Here is a 19,739-nt window from a genome sequence, read left to right as displayed (position 1 = left end):
TATGACGCCCACGGCGGGAGACGGCCCGACGGTCGCGGTGGTGGGCAGCGGGGCCAGCGGGCTCGCTGCCGCGTTCCACCTGCACCGGCTCGGCCATAGGGTCGAGGTGATCGAGGCCGGTGAGGTGCCGGGTGGCCGGTTCGGGATCGACCGGCTCGGCGACAAGCCGGTGATGACCGGCGGCAAGAACATCGGCCGCCGGTACGACCTGTTCCGGGCGTTCACCGAAGCGATGGGCGACCATCCGTACATGCCGTTCGGGATCAACGCGTCCCGGGTCGAGAACGGGCGGGTGCTGACCCTCGACAGCGACCGGCGGCTGCGCAGCCTCGCGCACTTCGCCCGGATGGGTTCCCCGCGCGACATGCTGCGGCTGGTCCGGCTGGCCCGCGCGATCCGCGCGGACCGCGCCAACGGCTACCTCGGCTCGCCGCTGTTCACCGAGCTCGCCCAGGCCAACGACCACGAGCCGCTCAGCAAGCAGTTCGGGGAACGGGTGACCCGGGTGCTGCTGCGACCGATGGTCATCCGGAACAACGGGGCCGAGCCGGACGAGGTGTACCTGGGGACGTTCGGTACCAACCTGGCGATGCTGCTCGACACGTACGAGCAGCTCGACCACGGCATCGAGCCGGTGCTCGCCGCCTTCGCCGAACGGGTGCCCGTCCGGCTGAACACCACCGCCGTGGCCCCGGTGGTGCGGGACGGTGACGTGGTGGGGCTGCGGCTGAGCGAGCGCGGCGGGCCGGTGCAGACCCGGGAGTACGCCGCCGTGGTCCTGGCCACCACCGCCCATGCGGCGGCGGACATCCTGCGCGGCGAGTTCCCGGCGTTGGCCAAGCGGCTCGCCGAGCCGACGTACTTCCCGTCCACCGTGGTGCTGGTGGAGTACGACCGGCCGTTCTTCCGCACCGACGTGCGGGCCCTGGCGATGGACGACGGCCCGTGCACCAACGCCGGGTCGTACGGCATGGACGAGCGGCACATCGTGCGGTACACGTTCAGCGGGCGGCAGGGTCGGGCGCGGGAGCTGACCGACGACCTGGTCGCCGCGTGGGTGGACGACGCGGAGCGGCGGGTCAGCGGGCACCTCGGGCTGACCCCGGGACGCCGGGTCCGGTCCGTCGTCCGGCACTGGCCGGCCGCCTACTGCGGCTACACGCCGTTCCACGGGGAGTTCCTGGCCGGCGTGCACCAACTGGTCGGCGACGTGCCGAGCCTGGCGCTGGCGGGTGACTACCTGCGGGGCGTGTCGATCGAGGGCTGTTTCCGGGCCGGGCACGAGGCCGGCGCGCGGATCGCGGCGCGGCTCGCCGAGGGGCGGCCGTGACCCGACCGGCGGGGTCGGCCGTGGTGACCGGTGCCTCGTCGGGCATCGGCACCGCGCTGGCGCGCCGGCTGGCGGGGCAGGGGTACGACCTGGTGCTCGTCGCCCGCCGCGCCGACCGGCTGGCGGCGCTGGCGGCCGAGCTGCGCGAGACGTACCGGGTGGCCGTGGACGTGCGCCCGGTCGACCTCGCCGACCGGGCGGCGCGCGGCGCCCTGGCGACGGAGCTGACCGAACGGGACATCGCCGTGCTGTGCGCCAACGCCGGCTTCTCCAGCTGCGGTCACCTTCGCGACCACGATCCGGCGCAGCTGGCCCGCGAGGTGGAGGTGAACGTCGTCGCGGTGCACGAGCTGACCACCGCCGTCCTGCCGGGCATGCTGGCCCGCGACCGGGGTGGCATCCTGGTCACCGGCTCGACCGCTGGCGAGCAGCCGGTGCCGATGGCGGCGACCTACGGCGCGACCAAGGCGTTCCTCAACTCGTTCACCCAGGCGTTGCACGAGGAGCTGCGGGGCACCGGGGTGCGCTGCACCCTGCTGGCGCCCGGGCCGGTGCGCACCGAGCTGTACGACGTGGCCGGCGTGCCGGGCATCCGGAAGCACCGCTGGCTGCGCTGGCTGACTGCGGACCAGGTGGCGGCGGCGGGCCTGGCGGGCCTGGCCGCCGGCCGGCGGGCGGTTGTCCCCGGGGTGGTGGCGAAGGCGCAGGCGTGGTCCGGTCGGCACCTGCCCCGGTGGCTGCTCTTCCCGGCCATGCGCCAGTCGGTTCTGCCGCTGCTCGTCCCGGCCGACCGCCGGCCGGAGCCTCGGGACAGCGTCCTGTCCTGACCGCCCGACGCCCTGGTCATGGCGTCGTTGGCCGATGAGCCGCGCTCACCTTCACCCGCCGACGGCCGGCAGGTCTTGCAATCGTTGCAACCACAGTGGACAGCAGAGATGCATGTCCATGCGTTGACGCCCACTGCAAGGCGCTTGTAACATTTCCGAAACCTTTCAGAGCCGCTGCAAGAAGCGGCACCGCAATCCTGGCGCGTCCACCATCCGTCCCCCCGTACCCCCGTCAGGAGTTCAGGATGCTTCGACGTCGACGCCGTTCGGCGCTGCTGGCCGTGGGCCTGCTCGCCGGCCTGCTCGCGCCGGTCACCGTGGCGGCTCCCCCGGCCACCGCGACCCCGTCCGGCAGCAAGAAGGTCATCGCCAATCTCTGGGAGTGGAACTGGCCCTCGGTGGCCAGCGAGTGCACCACCGTGCTCGGCCCCAAGGGCTACGGGTACGTCCAGGTCTCCCCGCCCCAGGAGCATGTCCGGGGCAACCAGTGGTGGGTGGCCTACCAGCCGGTCAGCTACCGGATCGAGTCGCGCAAGGGCACCCGCGCGCAGTTCCAGTCCATGGTGAACACCTGCCACGCCGCCGGGGTCAAGGTGATCGTGGACGCGGTAATCAACCACATGTCCGGCCAGGACGCGGGCGGCACCGGCTGGGCCGGCTCGTCGTACCAGCACTACACCTACCCGGGCAACTACCAGTCCCAGGACTTCCACTACTGCGGGCGCAACGGCAACAACGACATCGCCAACTACGGCGACCGGTACGAGGTGCAGAACTGCGAGCTGGTCAACCTCGCCGACCTGAAGACCGAGTCGGACTACGTCCGGACGCGGCTCGCCACGTACCTCAACGACCTGCTCTCCCTCGGCGTGGACGGCTTCCGGATGGACGCCAGCAAGCACATGCCGGCCGCCGACATCGCCGCCATCAAGGGCAAGCTCTCCCGCTCGACGTACATCGTGCAGGAGGTCATCTACGGCGCGGGTGAGCCGGTCCTGCCCACCGAGTACACCGGCAACGGCGACGTGCACGAGTTCCGCTACGGCAAGGACCTGGCCCGGGTGTTCCGCTCCGAGCGGCTGGCGTACCTGAGCAACTTCGGCGAGGGCTGGGGTCACCTGCCCAGCAACGTCTCGTCGGTCTTCGTCGACAACCACGACACCCAGCGGGACGTCGGCGGCGTGCTGACGTACCGGGACCGGGGCATCTACGCGCTGGCCAACGCCTTCATGCTCGCCTGGCCGTACGGGTCGCCGACGGTGATGTCCAGCTACACCTACACCAACCGGGACGCCGGCCCGCCCTCGGACGGCAACAACAAGACCCTGAACACCACCTGTTACTCCGGTTGGGAGTGCGAGCACCGCTGGCCGGTGATCGCCAACATGGTCGGCTTCCGCAACGCCACCGAGGGCGCCGGCGTCTCGAACTGGTGGGACAACGGCTACCAGCACATCGCGTTCAGCCGGACCGGCAAGGGCTTCATCACGATCAACGACGAGGACTTCGCCGTCAACGGCCGCTCCTACTACACCGGGCTGCCGGCCGGCCGGTACTGCGACGTCATCCACGGCACGTACGACAACGGCTCGTGCAGCGGTCCGGTGATCACGGTCGACGCCAACGGTTGGTTCGCCGCGAACGTCCCGGCCCACGACGCGATCGCCATCCACGTCGGCGCACGCCTGTCGTAGCGATCCCGCGCCTGTCGTAGCGGTCCCGTCTCTGGACGGGCCCGCAGACTCCCTCCCCAGCGCCAGCCCGGGAGGGAGTCTTCGCGTTCCGGACCGGGTGCGGGGGCATGCTCCGGGGCTGGTCGGGTAACAGTCGCCCATGAGGGCGAGTTTCCGGCTCGGCCGGGTCGCCGGCGTGCCCGTCGGCGTCAACTGGAGCGTCCTGGTCATCTTCGCGTTGATCGCCTGGGCACTGGCCGCGCGACAGTTCCCGCGCGCCTACCCCGGCGAGCCGGGGTGGGCGTACGTGTTCGCCGGGCTGGCCGCGGCGGTGGTCTTCTTCGTCGGTCTGCTCGCCCACGAGGTCGCCCACGCGGTGGTCGCGAAGCGCAACGGGCTGGGCGTCGAGGGCATCACCCTCTGGCTGTTCGGCGGGGTGTCCGAGCTGAAGGGCGACGCGCCGAACCCCGGCGCGGAACTGCGGATCGCCGGCATCGGGCCACTGGTCAGTCTGGTCATCGGCGTCGTCTTCGGCGGCGTCGCGGGCGTGCTCGCCCTCGCCGGGCTGCGGGGGCTGCCGGTGGGCGCGCTCTCCTGGCTGGCCGGCATCAACCTCCTGCTCGCCGTCTTCAACGTGCTGCCGGCCGCACCACTGGACGGCGGACGGCTCCTGCGGGCGGCGGTCTGGAAGGCCACCGGTGACCGGACCCGAGCCTCGGTGGTGGCGGCCCGCGCCGGCTGGGCGCTGGGCGTGGTGCTGATCGGGCTGGGCCTCTGGCAGTTCCTGGTCGGTGCCGGCATCGGCGGACTCTGGCTGGTGCTGATCGGCTGGTTCCTGATCGGGGCCGCCAGCATGGAGGAACGGCAGGCCAAGGTCGGTTCGGCGCTGCGCGGCGTACGGGTCGCCGACGTGATGACCCCGCAGCCGCAGACCGCCTCGGCGGAGATGACCGTCAGCGACTTCGTCGACCACCACCTCTTCGCGTACCGGCACTCGACGTTGCCGCTGACCGAGGAGGGGCGACCGGTCGGCCTGGTCACCCTGGACCGGGTCCGGCACGTCCCGGCCGGCAGCCGGGGCGCGACCACCCTCGCCGAGGTGGCCTGCCGGGCCGACGACCTGGTGCTGGCCCGACCGGAGGAGCAGTTGACCGACCTGCTCCCCCGGCTGGGCGAGTGCACGGACGGCCGGGCGTTGGTGGTGACCGACGGACACCTGGTCGGGATCGTCTCACCGAGCGACATCAGCCGGGCGGTGCAGCGCAGCAGCATGCGCGAGCAGCTCACCGGCCGGCGCTGACCCCGCTGGCGGGTCAAGCAGTCCGGACGGGTTGGGGGCGGCGGTCCAGCCACCACTGCGCGGCCAGCAGCGGCAGGGTCCAGCCGAGCCAGGCGGTCGCCCCGGCGACCAGCCAGCTCATCAGCTTCTCGTCGCCGTAAAAGGTCGTCTCCAGTTGCGGGTAGAGCAGCAGGAAGAAGACCACACCCCAGATCCGGTTCGTGATGATCGAGACGGTCAGCGCGAAGCTGCGGACCATCCACCGGCGGTGGTCGGCGAACCGGCGCTGCCGTGCCCGCCGCCAGCCGACCATCGTGCAGATCAGCCAGAGCGGGGCCATGATCATGCCGCTGGCCTGGGCAACCGGCCCGAACGGGGTGACCACGCCGAGGTAGAAGCCGATCACGCCGGCCGGGAGCACCCCGGCGAAGACGTAGAGCCGGCCGATCCGCCGGTGGGCGGCCGGGAAGCGCTGCCGGAACCACGGCCACACCTGGAACCAGCAGGCCAGCGTGGCCACCGAGGCGAACAGGACGTGCGCGACCAGCAGCGGGTGGTAGAGGGGCGCGCCCTCCGGGGGCGTCACCCGCGACTGCGCCGGGTCGAGGCTCAGGTACGGGGGCAGGGAGAAGGCCACGAACAGCACCAGCACCACCCCCAGCGGCGCCATCCAGGGGCGACGCCACCACCGGCGGGGTCGGGTGACGGGTGCCCGGCTGGCCCGGCTGGTCCGGCTGGTCCGGCGTGAGCCGGGATCCGGCCCGGCCGGCGTCGTACCGGCGGGCGGAACGGTTCGCGTCGTACCGGCGGGCGGATCTGTCCGCGTCGTGCCGGCGGGTGGGGCGGTTTGCGTCGTGGCAGCGGCCGTGCCGGACGCGGTGGTCCGCGCCGTGTCGGCGACGGTGGTCGGCGCGGGGGTACGCGTCGTATCGGTATCGGCCACGGTGGGCTCCTCGTCGACAGGAAGAAGGGGTGCTACCGCCGAGGGTGGGCGTCCGCGCTGACCGGCCGCGCACCGGACGCTGACCGCCAACCACTGCTGCGGTCAGCGGCACCCGGTCAGGCTGTCGGTCAGTGGCACCCGGTCAGCGGTGTGCCGCCACCGGGTCAGGTCCCCAGCAGATCGCGGAGGACGGCGCTGCCCTCCTCGTAACGCAGGGCGGCCCCCCGGGCGAAGGCGGCGTGGTAGCCGTCCTCGCCGAGCGCCGTCCGGGCCCCGTCGACCACCACCGCGACGTCCCGGCTGGCGGTCACCCGCAGACCGCGTACCGCCGTGGCGACCCCGAGCAGCCACGCGGCCCGTTCGGCCGCCCCGTCGTCCAGCAGCGCACCCGCCAGGCCCTCGGCCGCCTCGGCGATGTCGAGCCCGTTGTGCTGGTGAAGCGCGACGCCGAGCGCCTCCCGGTGTCGGCGGTGGGCCTCGGCGAGGTCTCCCCCGGCCTGCGCCACCCGGCCCAGCGCGGTCAGGGCGGCGGCCCTGACCCCGGCCCACATCCAGCCCTCCGACGCCAACCGGGCCAGTGCCTCCGCCTGCCGGCGGCGGGCCTCGGCCAGGTCGCCGGTCAGCCGGGCCACCTCGCCGAGGCCCCAGAAAACCTGGGCCATCGTCGCCGACACACCACCACGGCGGGCGAGGTCGGCGGCCCGGTCGTACTCGGCGCGGGCCGCCTCGGGGTCGCCCAGGCGCAACAGCCGCTCGGCCCGCCGGCAGTGCAGGTCCGCCATTTCCTCGTACGCCCCGAGCGGCCGAAGCAGTTCCAGGGCCTCGTTACGCAGAGCCAGGCCCTCGTCTTCCGCGCCCCGCCAGGCGGCGATGGTCGCCAGCCCGTCCAACGCCTGCGACACACCCCACCGCTCCCCCACCGACCGGAACCCGGCCAGCGCCCGCCGCAGTTCCGACTCGGCCGTGTCGACGTCGGCCTCGAAGAGCGCGAGGAAGCCGTTGCCGAAGTCGCCGAGCGCCCGTGACCACGGGTCCGTGCCGATCAGCCGGCGCCGGTGGGGCAACTCCGCGCCGGGCGGCCCGGCGAACTGTGCCCAGAGCACGTTGAAGAAGGGCTGCCGGGGCGGGCCCACCATCGCGTTCGTCAGGTCGGTGGCCCGTCGTGCGTGCTCGGTCAGCCCGGCCCCGGCCTCGCCGTGCGCGGCGTGCACCACACAGAGCACGTACTCCTCGACCAGCTCGGCGGGCGGTTCCGGGCCGACCGCGCGGAGCAACTGCTCCGCCAGCGGCGCGATCTCACCGCGCAGCCCCCGCAGGTACCAGTAGGCGCTCAACGCGCCGACCAGCCGCAGCGCCAGCGGCGGCTCGGCGACGACCGCCCAGCGCAGCGCGGCGTCCAGGTTGCGGTGCTCGGCCCGGAGCCGGCCCAGCCAGTCGACCTGCTCCGCCCGATGCAGGTAGCCGTCCGCCGTACCGGCCAGCCGGAGGAAGTACCGGGCGTGCGCCCGACGGGCGGCGTCGTCCTCGCCGGCCTCGGCGAGCCGTTCGGCACCGAAGCCGCGCACCGTCTCGAGCATCCGGTACCGGCCGGCGGTGTGCTCGACCAGGGACCGGTCCACCAGCGCGCCGAGCAGTTCGGCGGTGTCCAGTTCGCACCCGCGCTGGGTGGTTGCAGGGGTCCCCTCCTCGGCAGAAAACGGTAGGAGGGGACCCCTGCTACCACCCCTGCAACCACAACCACCCCTGCAACCACAACCGCACACCTGCTCGGCGGCGGAGACGGTCGCCCCGCCGGCGAAGACGGTCAGCCGGCGCAGCAGCACCCGTTCCGCGTCGCTGAGCAGGTCCCAGCTCCAGCGGACCACCGCGTGCAGGGTCTGGTGCCGGGGCGCGGCGGTCCGGTCGCCCCGGGACAGCAACCGGAACCGGTCGTCCAGCCGGGCCGCCACCTCGGCCAGGGGCAGGGCCCGTACCCGCACCGCCGCCAACTCGATCGCCAGCGGCAGGCCGTCCAGCGCGGCACAGATCCGGCGTACCGTGTCGACGGTGCCGGCGTCGAGGACGAAGTCCGGGCGTACCGCGGCGGCCCGGTCGGCGAACAGGCGCAGCGCCGGTGCGGTCAGGGCGGCCCCGGCCGTCGCCTCCGGGGTCGGCACGGGCAGCGGGGCCAGCGGGCAGAGCAGTTCCCCGGTGAGGCCGAGCGGTTCCCGGCTGGTGGCCAGGATCCGCAGCTCGGGGCAGGCGGTGAGGAGGCGGCGTACGACCGGCGCGGCGTCGGCCAGGACGTGCTCGCAGTTGTCGAGCACGAGTAGCACCCGCCGGTCCGACAGCGCCGTGACCAACCGGGCCACCGCAGGATCGGCACCATCCGACAGCGCCATGACCAGCCGGGCCGGCGGCGGATCGGTACCACCGGCTGGCAGCCCGGTGTCTCCCGACCCGACTCCGGACTCGCGCAGGCCGGCGCCGGAGTGGTGCGGGCCGGAACGGGACGGGCCGACCCCGGAGTCGCGCAGGCCCAACCCGGGATCGCGCAGGCGGAGTCCGGAGTCGCGCAGGCCGAGCGCGTCGAGCAGGACCGGCGCGACCCGCGCCCCGGCCGGCAGTGGGGCGAGGTCGACGAAGCAGACCTCCCCGGCCCGCCGGGCGGCCGTCTCGACCGCGAGCCGGGTCTTGCCGACACCGCCCGGACCGGTGACGGTGACCAGCCGTCCCGCGTCGAGCCGCCCCGCCACCCGGGCCAGGTCGTCCTCGCGACCGACGAAACTGCTGAGCTGGGCCGGCAGCCGGGCCGGTGGCGGGGGCACCGGGTCGTCGCGCTCGTCGCGCAGCACCGCGAGGTGCACCGCGGCCAACTCGGCGCCGGGCTCGACGCCGAGTTCGTCGGCGAGGGTACGCCGCAGGTCGGCGTAGACCTGCAGCGCCTCGGCCGACCGGCCGGTGGCGTGCAGCGCCCGCATGAGCTGCCCCCGGGGGCGTTCCCGCAGCGGGTGGGCGGCGATCACCTCCCGTAACGCGGCGACCGGAGCCGTCGGTTCTCCGGCGACGAGCGCCACCTCGGCGTACTCCTCGACGATGCCCAGCCGCAGCTCGGTCAGGCGTACGACCTGCGCGGCGGCGAACGGCGCGGCGGTCACGTCGGCGAACGGCTCGCCCCGCCAGAGCGCCAGCGCCTCGCCGAGCAGGTCGACCGCGCGGGCCGGCTCCCCGGCCGCGAGGGCCTGCCGGCCGGCCCGGTGGAGTCGGGTGGCGCGGTGCAGATCGACGTCGTCCGGGTCGACGGCGAGCCGGTACCCGGCCGGGTGCGCCTCCACGGTCGGGCCGGTGCCGGCGGCGCGCAACGCCCGGCGCAGCCGGGAGACCTGGGACTGCAACGCGTTCGCCGCGCCGGCCGGCGGGTGTTCGCCGTGCAGCCCGTTAACCAGCCGGTCGGTGCCGACCACCCGCCCGGCGTCGAGCAGGAACAGGGCGAGCAGCGCCCGCAACTGCCGCCCACCCAGCGGCACTGCCGCACCGTCGGCGGTACGCGCCTCGACCGGACCCAGGATGCCGAAGAACACGGCCCGATTCTGGCCTACCCGGTCCCGTCAGCGACCGTGCCCGGTCCCGCATGGATGTCGCGGCGTCAGCGCGGGAGGTAGCGGTCCAGCAGCTCGTTGCGGAACTTGCCGGTCGGGTCGGCGGTGACCATCGCCGCGACCGCGTCGGCGAATCGGGGATACGCGGCGGCCACCGCCGCCGGAGCGAGGTCGAAGACCTTCCCCCAGTGGGGACGGGGTGCGAACGGGGCCAGCCGCTCCTCGACGGCGGCCACCACCGGGGCGACCGCCCCGGCGTCGGCGATCCAGGTGAAGTGGATCGACAGGGTGTCCCGGTCGTACTGGGGGCTCAGCCAGAGCTGGTCGGCGGCGACCGTCCGCAGCTCACAGACCTGCAACACCGGAGCGATCCGGTCGCGGACCCGGTCCAGCGCGGCCAGCGCCTCGGCCGCCGCTGCCCGGGGGACGTGGTACTCGGACTGCAACTCCGCCCCACTGCTCGGGGTGAAGCCGGGCCGGAAGTGCGGCAGCCGCTCGTGCCAGGGGCCGGACACCCCGAACTGCTCGGTGCAGGTGTCACCGGGCAGGCCGGGCACCGGGTGCCGGGGTGTGTCGGCGGCCGTCGCGCCGAGCCACCGGGCCGGCGGTGGGTCCTGGTCGGCCCGCTGCTTGCGCCAGACCTGGTGGAACCCGGTCCCCCGCCAGTCGGTGAAGAGGCTGACGCTGTACGCCGACGCGAACGCCTCGTCCATCGCCTCCCGGGGCAGGTCCAGGTGGACGTACTGGCGGACGTCGAAGGTCGGCAGCAGGGCCAGGGTCAGCCGGGTGACCACCCCGAACGCGCCGAGGCCGACCACCAACGCGGCGAAGCGCCCGTCGGTGGAGTCCACCCGGACCAGGTCGCCGGCGGCGGTGACCAGTTCCACGGCGACGACCGAGGTGGCCAGGTTGCCGTTGCGCTCGCCGGAGCCGTGGGTGGCGGTGGCGACCGCCCCGGCGACCGAGATGTGCGGCAGGGAGGCGAGGTTCGGTAGCGCGTACCCCTGCTCGTGCAGGCGCGCCGCGACCTCGCCGTACCGGAGTCCGGCCGCCACTGTGGCTGTGCCGCGCGTCCGGTCGACCTCGACGGTGGGCGGCAGGCCGTCCACCGCGACGAGGTCGCCGGTGGTGTCGGCGAGCCGGTTGAACGAGTGCCGGGTGCCGACCGGCCGGATCCGCCGGCTCGCCGCGACCAGGGCACGCAGCTCGTCGACGGAGGTGGGGCGGTGTCTGCGGGCCGCCGACCAGGTGACGTTGCCGGCCCAGTTCCGCGCCGGCACTCCGGCGTGCGGTGTGCCGACCCGGTTTTGCGCGGGCACCCCGGCGTGCGGCGTGCTCGCCCGGAACTGGGCCGGCACCCCGACGCGCGGCGCGACCCGGGGTTCGTTGTCTGCCATGACCCCTCCCCTGGGCTCAGAGCTGCGGCATGACCTCGGCGGCGACCAGGTCCAGGTGGTCCAGGTCGGCCAGGTCGAGCACCTGGAGATATATCCGCTGCGCGCCGACGCCCGCGTACCGGCCGATCTTGTCGACGATCTCGGCGGGTGAGCCGGCGAGCCCGTTCTCGCGCAGTTCGTCCGCGTCGCGGCCGATCGCGTCGGCCCGCCGTCGCACCTCCGCGTCGGTCCGGCCGCAGCACAGCACCAGCGCGTTGGACCAGCGCAGCTCCGCCGGGTCCCGTCCGATCGCCGCGCAGGCGGCGCGGACCCGGCCGAACTGGGCGGCTGTGTCGTCGACCGAGACGAACGGCAGGTTGAACTCGTCGGCGTAGCGGGCGGCGAGCCGGGGCGTACGCTTCGCGCCCATCCCCCCGATCAGGACCGGCGGCCGGGGCGACTGCGTCGGCTTCGGCAGGGCCGGGGAGTCGATCAGGGTGTAGTGCTTCCCGGAGAAGTCGAAGGTCTGCCCGGTCGGGGTCTGCCACAGGCCGGTGATGACCGCGAGCTGCTCCTCGAGCCGGTCGAACCGCTCGGCGAGCGGCGGGAACGGGATGCCGTACGCCTGGTGTTCGGTCTCGAACCAGCCGGTGCCGACGCCGAACTCGACCCGGCCGCCGCTCATCGCGTCCACTTGGGCCACGGTGATGGCGAGCGGTCCGGGCAGCCGGAAGGTGGCCGCGGTCATCATCGTGCCGAGGCGGATCCGGCTGGTGTCCCGGGCCAGGCCGGCCAGGGTCGTCCACGCGTCGGTGGGGCCCGGTTCCCCGCTCACGTCGCCCATCTTCAGGTAGTGGTCGGAGCGGAAGAAGGCGGCGTATCCGGTGTCCTCAGCGCGGCGTGCCACGGCGAGCAACTGGTCGTAGCTGGCCCCCTGCTGGGGTTCGGTGAAGACGCGCAGTTCCATGCGCCGAGCATAGAACCGGCCGCTGACCTGCCAGGCCGTACCCGAGCGGAGTTCGGTGGGCGGGCGCCGGGACCGCGCCCGCCCACCGGTCACACCGTGGCCCGCGCCGGTTGGAAGCCGCGCAACCGGAGGCTGTTGGAGACCACGAAGACCGAGGAGAGCGCCATGGCCGCGCCGGCGATCATCGGGTTGAGCATGCCCACCATGGCCAGTGGCAGGGCGCAGATGTTGTAGGCGAACGCCCAGAAGAGGTTGCCCTTGATCACCCGCAGGGTGCCCCGGGAGAGGTGCAGCGCGTCCACCGCCGCGAGCAGGTCCTCCCGGACCAGGGTGAGGTCCGACGCCTCGATGGCGACGTCGGTGCCGCTGCCCATCGCGATGCCCAGGTCGGCCTGGGCCAGCGCCGCCGCGTCGTTGACCCCGTCCCCGATCATGGCGACCGTCCGTCCCTCGGCCTGCAACTCCTTGATCACCTGGACCTTCTCGGCGGGCAGCACGTCGGCGATGACATCATCGATCCCCAGTTCGTCGGCGACGGCCTGGGCCACCCGCTCGTTGTCCCCGGTGAGCAGCACCGGCACCAGGCGCAGGGCCTTCAGCTCGGCGACCGCCTGGGCGCTGGTCGCGCGGACCGTGTCCGCCACCACGAAGACGCCCTTGACGACGCCCGCCCAGCTGACCAGGACCGCGGTACGTCCGGCCTGCTCGGCGGCCTGCCGGGCCTCGTCGAGTGCCGCCGGGATCGCCAGGCCGGCCTCGGTCAGCAGCCGGGACCGCCCGACCAGCGTCGGCCGGTCGGCGACGGTGCCCCGGACGCCGAGGCCGGGCAGGTCGGTGAAGTCGGTGACCGGCAGCAGCCCATCGGGGTCACCGGCTCCGGCCACGATCGCCCGGGCCACCGGATGGTCCGAGGCGGACTCCAGCGACGCGCCGACCCGCAGCACCTCGTCCCGGTCGGCGTCGCCGACGACCACCTCCAGCAGACTCATCCGGCCGGTGGTGACGGTGCCGGTCTTGTCCAGCACGACGGTGTCCACCTGACGGCTGTTCTCCAGGATCTGTGGACCCTTGATCAGCACCCCGAGCTGGGCGCCCCGGTTCGTCCCGACCAGCAGGGCGGTGGGGGTGGCCAGGCCGAGCGCACACGGGCAGGCGATGATCAGTACGGCCACCGCGAAGGCGAAGGACGGCGAGCCCATCCCGGTGCCCAGCCAGAAGCCCAGCGTCCCGACGGCGAGCCCGATCACCACCGGTACGAACACCCCGGCCACCTGGTCGGCCAGCCGCTGCACCGGCGCCTTGCCCGACTGCGCCTCCTCGACCAGCTTGGCCATCTGCGCGAGCTGCGTCTCCGCGCCGACCCGGGTGGCCCGTACCACCAGCCGTCCGCTCCGGTTGACCGTCGCCCCGGCGACCTCGTCCCCCGGTGCGACCTCCACCGGCACGGACTCCCCGGTGAGCATCGACGCGTCGACGGTGCCGTTGCCCTCCTCGACCACCCCGTCGGTGGCGATCTTCTCACCGGGCCGGACCACGAACCGGTGCCCGACCACCACCCGGTCGACGGGCAGGCGGACCTCCACCCCGTTCTGCAGGACGGACGCCTCCTTCGCGCCCATCTGGAGCAGCGCGCGCAGCGCGTCCCCGGCGCGGCGCTTGGCCCGCGCCTCGAAGTAGCGGCCACTGAGGATGAACATGGTGACCCCGGCGGCGACCTCCAGGTAGATGCTGGCCGCCCCGTCGGTCTGCGACACGCTGAGCGAGAACTCGTGCCGCATGCCCGGGGTGCCGGCGATGCCGAAGAAGAGCGCCCAGACCGACCAGCCGAAGGCGGCCAGCGTTCCCAGCGAGACGAGGGTGTCCATGGTGGCCGCACCGTGGCGCAGGTTCACGAACGCCGCCCGGTGCATCGGCCAGCCGCCGTACACCACGACCGGTGCGGCCAGGGTCAGCGACAGCCACTGCCAGTAGGTGAACTGCCAGGCCGGGACCATGGCCATCGCGATCACCGGTACGGAGAGCGCGATCGACACCAGCAGTCGCTTCCGCAGGTCGTCCAGCGGATCCGCCGGTGCGACGCCGCGTTCCACCTCCTCGGGTGGGGGCGGCACCTCGGCGGTGTAGCCGGCCTTCACCACGGTGGCGATGAGGTCCGCCGGGGTGAGGTCGTCGGGGAACGCCACGCTGGCCTTCTCCGTCGCGTAGTTCACCGTCGCCTGGACCCCGGGCAGCCGGTTGAGCTTCTTCTCGATCCGGCTCGCGCACGCCGCGCAGGTCATGCCGCCGATGACAAGGTCGATCCGGTTCGCTGCGGGAGACACGTCGGGGGGCGTGGCGACGCTCATCGCGCCACCCCCATCGGCGATCCGGCCGGGGCCGGCGCGAGGGAGACGGTGACCTGCCCGGCCGACATCATCATGTCGTGGCCGTCACCGCTCTCCGCCGGGGTGCTGATCGGGCCGATGAGCCGGCCGATGATCAGCGTCACCGCGAAGATCACGAGCAGGACGAGCAGGTAGGTGCCGAGTCGCCAGATCGCGTTCATCCCAGGTCCTTTCCGCGGGGGCCGTCGGCGTCGGCCGCCCGGCCGTTCGGGTCGTCGTCGGGTCGGTGTCCGCCGCGCTGCTCCGCACCCACGCCCGCGAGGGCCCGGACGTCGTCGGCGGGGGGCAGCGGTGCGACACAGACGTGCAGGCGTCCGGTCAGGGGATGGACACCGAGGTGGGCGCGGACGCCGAACACCGACGCGAGCAGGGCCGGCAGGAGCACCTCCGTCGGGGTGCCGGCGGCCCGGACCCGGCCGTGTTCGAGCAGCACCAGCCGGTCGCAGTACGACGCGGCGTGGTCCAGGTCGTGCAGGGCGGTCAGCGTGGTCAGCCCGAGCGAGCTGACCAGTTCCAGCAGTTCCAGTTGGGCCCGGACGTCGAGGTGGTTGGTGGGCTCGTCCAGGATCAGCAGTGGCGCCTGCTGGGCGAGGGCCCGGGCGAGCAGCACCCGTTGCCGTTCACCGCCGGAGAGCGTGGTGAAGACCCGCTCGGCCGCCCACCCCATCCGGACCCGGTCGAGCGCCTCGTCGACGATCCGGCGGTCCCGGCCGTCCTCCCGGTCGAGCAGCCGCTTGTGCGGCGTACGCCCCATCACCACCACGTCACGGACGAGAAAGTCCGCGTCGATCGCGTGGTCCTGGGCGACCGCGGCGCGACGGCGGGCGACCTCCTGCGGGCGGAGCTTCCACAGGTCGTCCCCGTTGAGCCGAACCGCACCGGTGGCCGGGCGCAGGACCCGGTAGAGCGTACGGAGCAGAGTGGACTTGCCGCTGCCGTTCGGGCCGATCAGACCGACGATCTGTCCCGGTTCCACGGTCAGGTCCACGTCGCTGACGATCGGCCGGCGGTCGATGTGGACCGACACGCCTTCCACTGTCACCCGCATCAGGTCACCGCCCCTCGTGCGTTACGGCGCAACAGCCACAGGAAGAAGGGCGCGCCGATGGCCGCGGTGAACACGCCGAGGGGGTACTCGTTCGGCGGGTCGACGGCCCGGGTACCCAGGTCGACCAAGACGAGGAAGAGGGCACCACCGAGCGCGCTGAGCGGCAGCACCCGGCGGTGGTCCGGGCCGATCACGAACCGGACCATGTGCGGGATCATCAGACCCACGAACCCCACCCCGCCGGCCACCGCCACGGACACCGCCGTCAGCAGCGCCGACACCGCCAGCAGCATCAGCCGGAGCCGGTGCACACCGACGCCCAGCGCCGCCGCGCTCTCGTCCCCGGTGGCCAGGGCGTTGAGGGCCCGCCCCTGGAGGATCAACCAGACCATGGTGACGGCGATCACCGCAGCGGGGATGCCGAGTTGCCCCCAGTTGGCCCCGGCGACGCTGCCGAGCAGCCAGAACATGATGCCGCGCAGCTCGTTGGGATTGGCCCGCAACTGCACGTAGCTGGTCGCTGCGGTGGCGAGGTAGGAGACCGCGACCCCGGCCAGCACGAGCCGGGTGGCGGCCAGCCGTCCGGACCGTTGGGCGAGCAGGAACACCGCCGCCAGGGTCGCCAGGGCGGAGACGAAGGCAGCCGCCGCCACGCTCGCCCCGGCCAGCGCGGCGGACCCGAAGGTGAGCACCAGGACCGCGCCGAGCGCGGCCCCGGAGGAGACCCCCAGGACGTACGGGTCGGCGAGCGGATTGCGGACCAGCGCCTGGAGGCAGACGCCGGCCACACTGAGCCCTGCTCCGGTGACGGCGGCGAGCAGCACCCGGGGGGTACGGAAGTCCCAGACGATCTGGTTGCGGATCGGATCGAGGTCGGCGGGGTCACCGAAGAGGTTGACGCCGACGATCCGCCACACCTCGTCGACCGGGACGGCGACCGTGCCGACGGAGATCGCCACCGGCACGGCCAGCACCAGGCCGACCGTCACCACCGCCAGCGCCAGGGCCGCTCGGGATCGGGCGTGGCGCCGCGACGGGAGCGGGCCGGGCGGGGTCGCCGGGTCACGGGTACGGAGGTCGGTGCTCAACCGCGCACCGCCTTGGCGATCTTCTCCACCGCGTACACGTTCGACGGCCCCGGGTACGCCCCGTCGCCGATGGCGACGAAGGACCTCGTCTTCGACGCGGACCACTGCGGGAACGCCTTGAACAGCTTCTCCGCTTCCTCTTCGGGGCGTTCGTCCCGGGTGAACAGGCCCAGGACCAGGATGTCCACCGGGGTGTCGGCCAACTCCTCACGGCTGAGCGCGGCCATCGCGGCGGTGCCCCGCCCGGCGAAGGGGCTGACGCCCCCGGCGGCGGCGACGACGTCGTCGGCCACCCCGGTGGAGAGCACGGCCGGCACTCCCTGTGCCGTCATCATCGACATGCCGGGAAACGCGACGATCATGTTCTTCCGGGGTTGACCCGCCATGCTCGTCCGGACCGCCGTCACCCGCTTGCGCAGTCCGTCGACCACCGTGGCGGCGTGCTGCGGGACGTCGAAGATCTCCCCGAGGGCAGTGAGCGTCTCGAACCCCGAGGTGATCGACTGCGCGGTGAACGCGCGCTTCTCGGCCTCGGTGGCGTCGGCCTTGCCGTAGGCGCAGTGGAACGGGGGAACCCAGGAGGCGATGCCGGCCCGACTGAGCTCCTCCCGGGTGGCGAAGCCGGATCTGGCGTCGAAGCCACCGGACCAGGCGGACACGACCAGGTCCGGCTTGAGCGCGAGAACCTGTTCCCGGGGCACGTCGAAGTTCGTGTTCATCTTCAGCCCGCCCTTGGGCAGGCCCTGCACCGCCGCGGGCATGCCGGGGTCGTCGAGCACCCCGTACGACTGGGCGTTGGCCAACACCCGGTCCTGGAGCCCGAGCAGGACAAAGTACTGCGCCTCGGCCACCGACGTGCCGTTGAGGATGAGCACCCGTTGCGGGGCTTTCTCGAAGCGGAGCTTCACGCCGCAGTTGTCGACCTCGAGCGGGTAGCTGGTCCGCCCTTCCGCAGGCACCGTCGTGTACGTGGAGGGCGCGGTCACCGCCGGCGCGTTCGGCGTGGGACCCGAGCCGTCAGGCCCGCCGGCCGCGCTGTTGCCACAGCCGGCCAGGGCGACTGCCAGTGCCACCACCCCCGCCAGGGACGGCAATTTCGCTCTCCAGATCATGATCGATGAACCCCCAAGGTCACTTTCATCGCCACATCAGCCATGACGTATGAGTTCCGGCTGTCGCCCATTGGTCGAACGGGTGCGGGGGAAAGTTCCCACGGTGGTTTCCTTCCCCCGATCAGGTGAGCCGGCCGGGCCAATCGGAACCGACCGCATTCGAGGCCGGGACGACGCCCCGTCTCGACCGGAAAAGTTCCGTCGGTTTTCTGACAGCAGGAACGGATGTCCGCTACCTCGACGAACTCCGTTCGGGCACCGGCTGCCGGCCCGGATCGACGGTGGCGGAGCGGTTTCGGGCCCTTCGCCACCAGTGCGCGCCCAACGTCAGGGCACCGCAGCCGGCGGCGAGTACGCCCACCGCCAGTGCCGTACGCATGCCGGTGTCCGAGTAACGGTCGACCGCCCAGACGGTGGTGGCGACCGCCGGCCCGAGGGCGAACCCCAGGTTCCGGGCCAGTTGGATCGTTCCGCCCGTGGTCGCGATCAGAGCACGTGGGGCAGCGGTCATCACCATCGCCTGGACCGGCCCGCCGTACAGGCCCATCCCGATCCCGGCCAGCGCGAGCCGCCAGACCACGTCGAGGGGTTCCCACCCGGGGGACAGCGGTTGGACCAGCAGGAGGCCCACGGTCACCACGACCGCGCCCACCGCGCCCGCCCGCCAGGCGCCCCAGCGGTCGGCGAGCACGCCACCGACCGGACCGGCCACGCCCATGCCGACGGCGAAGGCGAGCATGGTGAGCCCGGTCGCCTCCGGTCCGACGTCGACGACGTCGCCCAGGTAGAACGGCAGGAGGAACTGCATCACGGCGAAGCCGAGGGCGAGCAGCAGGACGGCGACGTGGCCGGCGAAGACGCCGGAGACGTTCAGCAGGGTCGTCACCGGCCGGCTGGCCGGCATCCGCCACCAGAGCCCCATGACCACCGCAGCGGGGAGCAGCAGCAGGAGCCACTCCGGGCCAGCCTCCGCGGTCCTGGTCAGGGCGACCAGCAGCACCCCCGCCCCCACCGCGAGCAACGCCGCCTCGGCGAGCCAGTGGCGGTCCGGCACGGCCAACGGCCCGTCGTCGGGCATCGCGAACACCCCGACGAGAACGATCGCGACGGCGACCGGAACCACCGCGAAGAAGACCGGTCGCCAGCCGGCCACCCCGAGCAGCAGCCCGCCCAGCGGTGGACCCGTCACCGCGCCCAGCGGTCCGAGGGTGGCCAGCACGCTCATCGCCCGTCCCCGTGCTTCGGGACGGACGGCGAGCGTGGCCAGCACCGGCATGAGGGCGAACATCACCGCCGCGCAGACGCCCTGGGCGACCCGCGCCGCCACGAGGAACCCGATGCCCGGCGCGAGCCCGGCGGCGGCGCTGGCGACGGCGAACCCGCCGACGGAGACGACGAGGGCGACCCGCTTGCCCACCCGGTCCAGCCACCGTCCGGCTGGCAGCACCAGGGCGACCACCGGCAACAGGTAGGCCAGGACCGTCCACTGGGTGAGCGCCGGATCGCTGCCGAGGTCGTCGCGGATCGCCGGCAGCGCCACGTTGACGATGCTGGTCTCGAGCATCGCGACGAACACCACCGCCCCCGCGGCGTAGACCAGCAGCCACCTGTCCCGAACCGGAGTCACGGGCTGTCCGCTGCCCCGCGATGGCACTGGTGGGCGGCTTTCCCCGTCTTCCGCATCAGTTCTCATACGGTACTGGTCGTTCCGGAGTGGCCTGCGGTTCCCGACGAATGCGACGACAGACGTCGATGATCGCCAGTTCCTTCCCCACCGGCTGTCACCGCAACTTCGCCGAGCCCGGACCAACGGCCGACATCCGGGGAACGGACGGCGTAATTGCTTGTTCGGGCGCACGGTCGCCCGGTCAGGGCAAATAGTTCCCAGCCATTTCTTCAGGACTGAGAAGATGCCGCACTACGGACCGACCGGCGGCGCGACAGGAAGATCCCGTGTCGACTCGCCGCTCGTCACCGCACCGCTCGTCGACCAAATCGACATAGATCTACATCTATCGCCGTCGATGATCCACCCGCGTCGTCCGTCGCGGCGGAAAAGTTCCCGCGTGTGATTAACTCGTCACGCATCGCTCAAGATTCACTGAGTGACCGCTCCATGATTGAGCGTTACATT

At 72.9% G+C, this 19,739-nt stretch carries 14 protein-coding genes; 4 read left to right on the top strand and 10 right to left on the bottom strand.

Features of this window, described 5'->3' with window-relative positions; translation table 11 throughout:
- The first annotated feature begins 1 nt into the window (after position 1).
- From GA0074692_RS00470 to GA0074692_RS00455, 4 genes are all read left to right on the top strand, one after another.
- Positions 2-1,330, top strand: coding sequence for a protoporphyrinogen/coproporphyrinogen oxidase (locus GA0074692_RS00470; protein ID WP_091638534.1), 1,329 nt, complete (start codon positions 2-4; stop codon positions 1,328-1,330).
- Positions 1,327-2,157 carry an SDR family NAD(P)-dependent oxidoreductase gene (locus tag GA0074692_RS00465; RefSeq protein WP_176738243.1) on the top strand — a complete coding sequence of 277 codons (831 nt, stop codon included), beginning with the start codon at positions 1,327-1,329 and terminating at the stop codon, positions 2,155-2,157. The genes GA0074692_RS00470 and GA0074692_RS00465 overlap by 4 nt, the downstream gene beginning before the upstream one ends.
- Positions 2,158-2,402: 245 nt before the next feature.
- Positions 2,403-3,851 carry an alpha-amylase gene (locus GA0074692_RS00460; RefSeq protein WP_091638533.1) on the top strand — a complete coding sequence of 483 codons (1,449 nt, stop codon included), beginning with the start codon at positions 2,403-2,405 and terminating at the stop codon, positions 3,849-3,851.
- Between the two features lie 139 nt (positions 3,852-3,990).
- A complete protein-coding gene (locus GA0074692_RS00455) occupies positions 3,991-5,130 on the top strand; it encodes a site-2 protease family protein (protein ID WP_091638532.1) in 1,140 nt (379 codons plus the stop codon).
- 13 nt (positions 5,131-5,143) lie between these two features.
- Here GA0074692_RS00455 and GA0074692_RS00450 read toward each other — a convergent pair whose 3' ends face one another.
- From GA0074692_RS00450 to GA0074692_RS00405, 10 genes are all read right to left on the bottom strand, one after another.
- Positions 5,144-6,052: a DUF2306 domain-containing protein gene (locus GA0074692_RS00450; RefSeq protein WP_245730042.1), complete on the bottom strand. Its 909-nt coding sequence runs from the start codon at positions 6,050-6,052 to the stop codon at positions 5,144-5,146.
- A 164-nt stretch (positions 6,053-6,216) separates the two neighbouring features.
- Positions 6,217-9,612, bottom strand: a complete 3,396-nt coding sequence (locus GA0074692_RS35190; protein WP_218106507.1) for an AfsR/SARP family transcriptional regulator — start codon at positions 9,610-9,612, stop codon at positions 6,217-6,219.
- Between the two features lie 65 nt (positions 9,613-9,677).
- A complete protein-coding gene (locus tag GA0074692_RS00440) occupies positions 9,678-10,910 on the bottom strand; it encodes an FAD-binding protein (RefSeq protein WP_091652216.1) in 1,233 nt (410 codons plus the stop codon).
- A gap of 133 nt (positions 10,911-11,043) precedes the next feature.
- Positions 11,044-11,973, bottom strand: a complete 930-nt coding sequence (locus GA0074692_RS00435; protein WP_091638530.1) for an LLM class F420-dependent oxidoreductase — start codon at positions 11,971-11,973, stop codon at positions 11,044-11,046.
- An 89-nt stretch (positions 11,974-12,062) separates the two neighbouring features.
- A complete protein-coding gene (locus GA0074692_RS00430) occupies positions 12,063-14,318 on the bottom strand; it encodes a heavy metal translocating P-type ATPase (protein WP_091638529.1) in 2,256 nt (751 codons plus the stop codon).
- Positions 14,315-14,518: a hypothetical protein gene (locus GA0074692_RS00425; protein WP_091638528.1), complete on the bottom strand. Its 204-nt coding sequence runs from the start codon at positions 14,516-14,518 to the stop codon at positions 14,315-14,317. The genes GA0074692_RS00430 and GA0074692_RS00425 overlap by 4 nt, the downstream gene beginning before the upstream one ends.
- The gene (locus GA0074692_RS00420) at positions 14,515-15,384 is read right to left on the bottom strand and encodes an ABC transporter ATP-binding protein (protein WP_245730040.1); all 870 of its coding nucleotides are present in this window, start codon (positions 15,382-15,384) and stop codon (positions 14,515-14,517) included. The genes GA0074692_RS00425 and GA0074692_RS00420 overlap by 4 nt, the downstream gene beginning before the upstream one ends.
- 20 nt (positions 15,385-15,404) lie before the next feature.
- Positions 15,405-16,493 (bottom strand): FecCD family ABC transporter permease, encoded by a 1,089-nt coding sequence (locus GA0074692_RS00415; RefSeq protein WP_091638526.1) that lies wholly within the window; start codon positions 16,491-16,493, stop codon positions 15,405-15,407.
- On the bottom strand, positions 16,490-17,605 hold the full coding sequence (locus GA0074692_RS00410; RefSeq protein WP_091638525.1) for an ABC transporter substrate-binding protein: 1,116 nt from the start codon (positions 17,603-17,605) through the stop codon (positions 16,490-16,492). Before GA0074692_RS00410 ends, GA0074692_RS00415 begins: the two co-directional genes overlap by 4 nt.
- Before the next feature lie 232 nt (positions 17,606-17,837).
- Positions 17,838-19,232 (bottom strand): MFS transporter, encoded by a 1,395-nt coding sequence (locus GA0074692_RS00405; protein ID WP_218106506.1) that lies wholly within the window; start codon positions 19,230-19,232, stop codon positions 17,838-17,840.
- Between the last annotated feature and the right edge of the window lie 507 nt (positions 19,233-19,739).

Origin of the sequence: Micromonospora pallida, from assembly GCF_900090325.1 — a bacterium.
Taxonomy (GTDB): domain Bacteria; phylum Actinomycetota; class Actinomycetes; order Mycobacteriales; family Micromonosporaceae; genus Micromonospora; species Micromonospora pallida.
This window is presented reverse-complemented; position numbering and strand designations above follow the sequence as displayed.

Bases quoted from the DNA above. Each gene is read 5' to 3' on its own strand.
- GA0074692_RS00430 (WP_091638529.1), bottom strand. From the start codon at position 14,318: ATGAGCGTCGCCACGCCCCCCGACGTGTCTCCCGCAGCGAACCGGATC.
- GA0074692_RS00455 (WP_091638532.1), top strand. From the start codon at position 3,991: ATGAGGGCGAGTTTCCGGCTCGGCCGGGTCGCCGGCGTGCCCGTCGGC.
- GA0074692_RS00425 (WP_091638528.1), bottom strand. From the start codon at position 14,518: ATGAACGCGATCTGGCGACTCGGCACCTACCTGCTCGTCCTGCTCGTG.
- GA0074692_RS00470 (WP_091638534.1), top strand. From the start codon at position 2: ATGACGCCCACGGCGGGAGACGGCCCGACGGTCGCGGTGGTGGGCAGC.
- GA0074692_RS00460 (WP_091638533.1), top strand. From the start codon at position 2,403: ATGCTTCGACGTCGACGCCGTTCGGCGCTGCTGGCCGTGGGCCTGCTC.
- GA0074692_RS00435 (WP_091638530.1), bottom strand. From the start codon at position 11,973: ATGGAACTGCGCGTCTTCACCGAACCCCAGCAGGGGGCCAGCTACGAC.
- GA0074692_RS00410 (WP_091638525.1), bottom strand. From the start codon at position 17,605: ATGATCTGGAGAGCGAAATTGCCGTCCCTGGCGGGGGTGGTGGCACTG.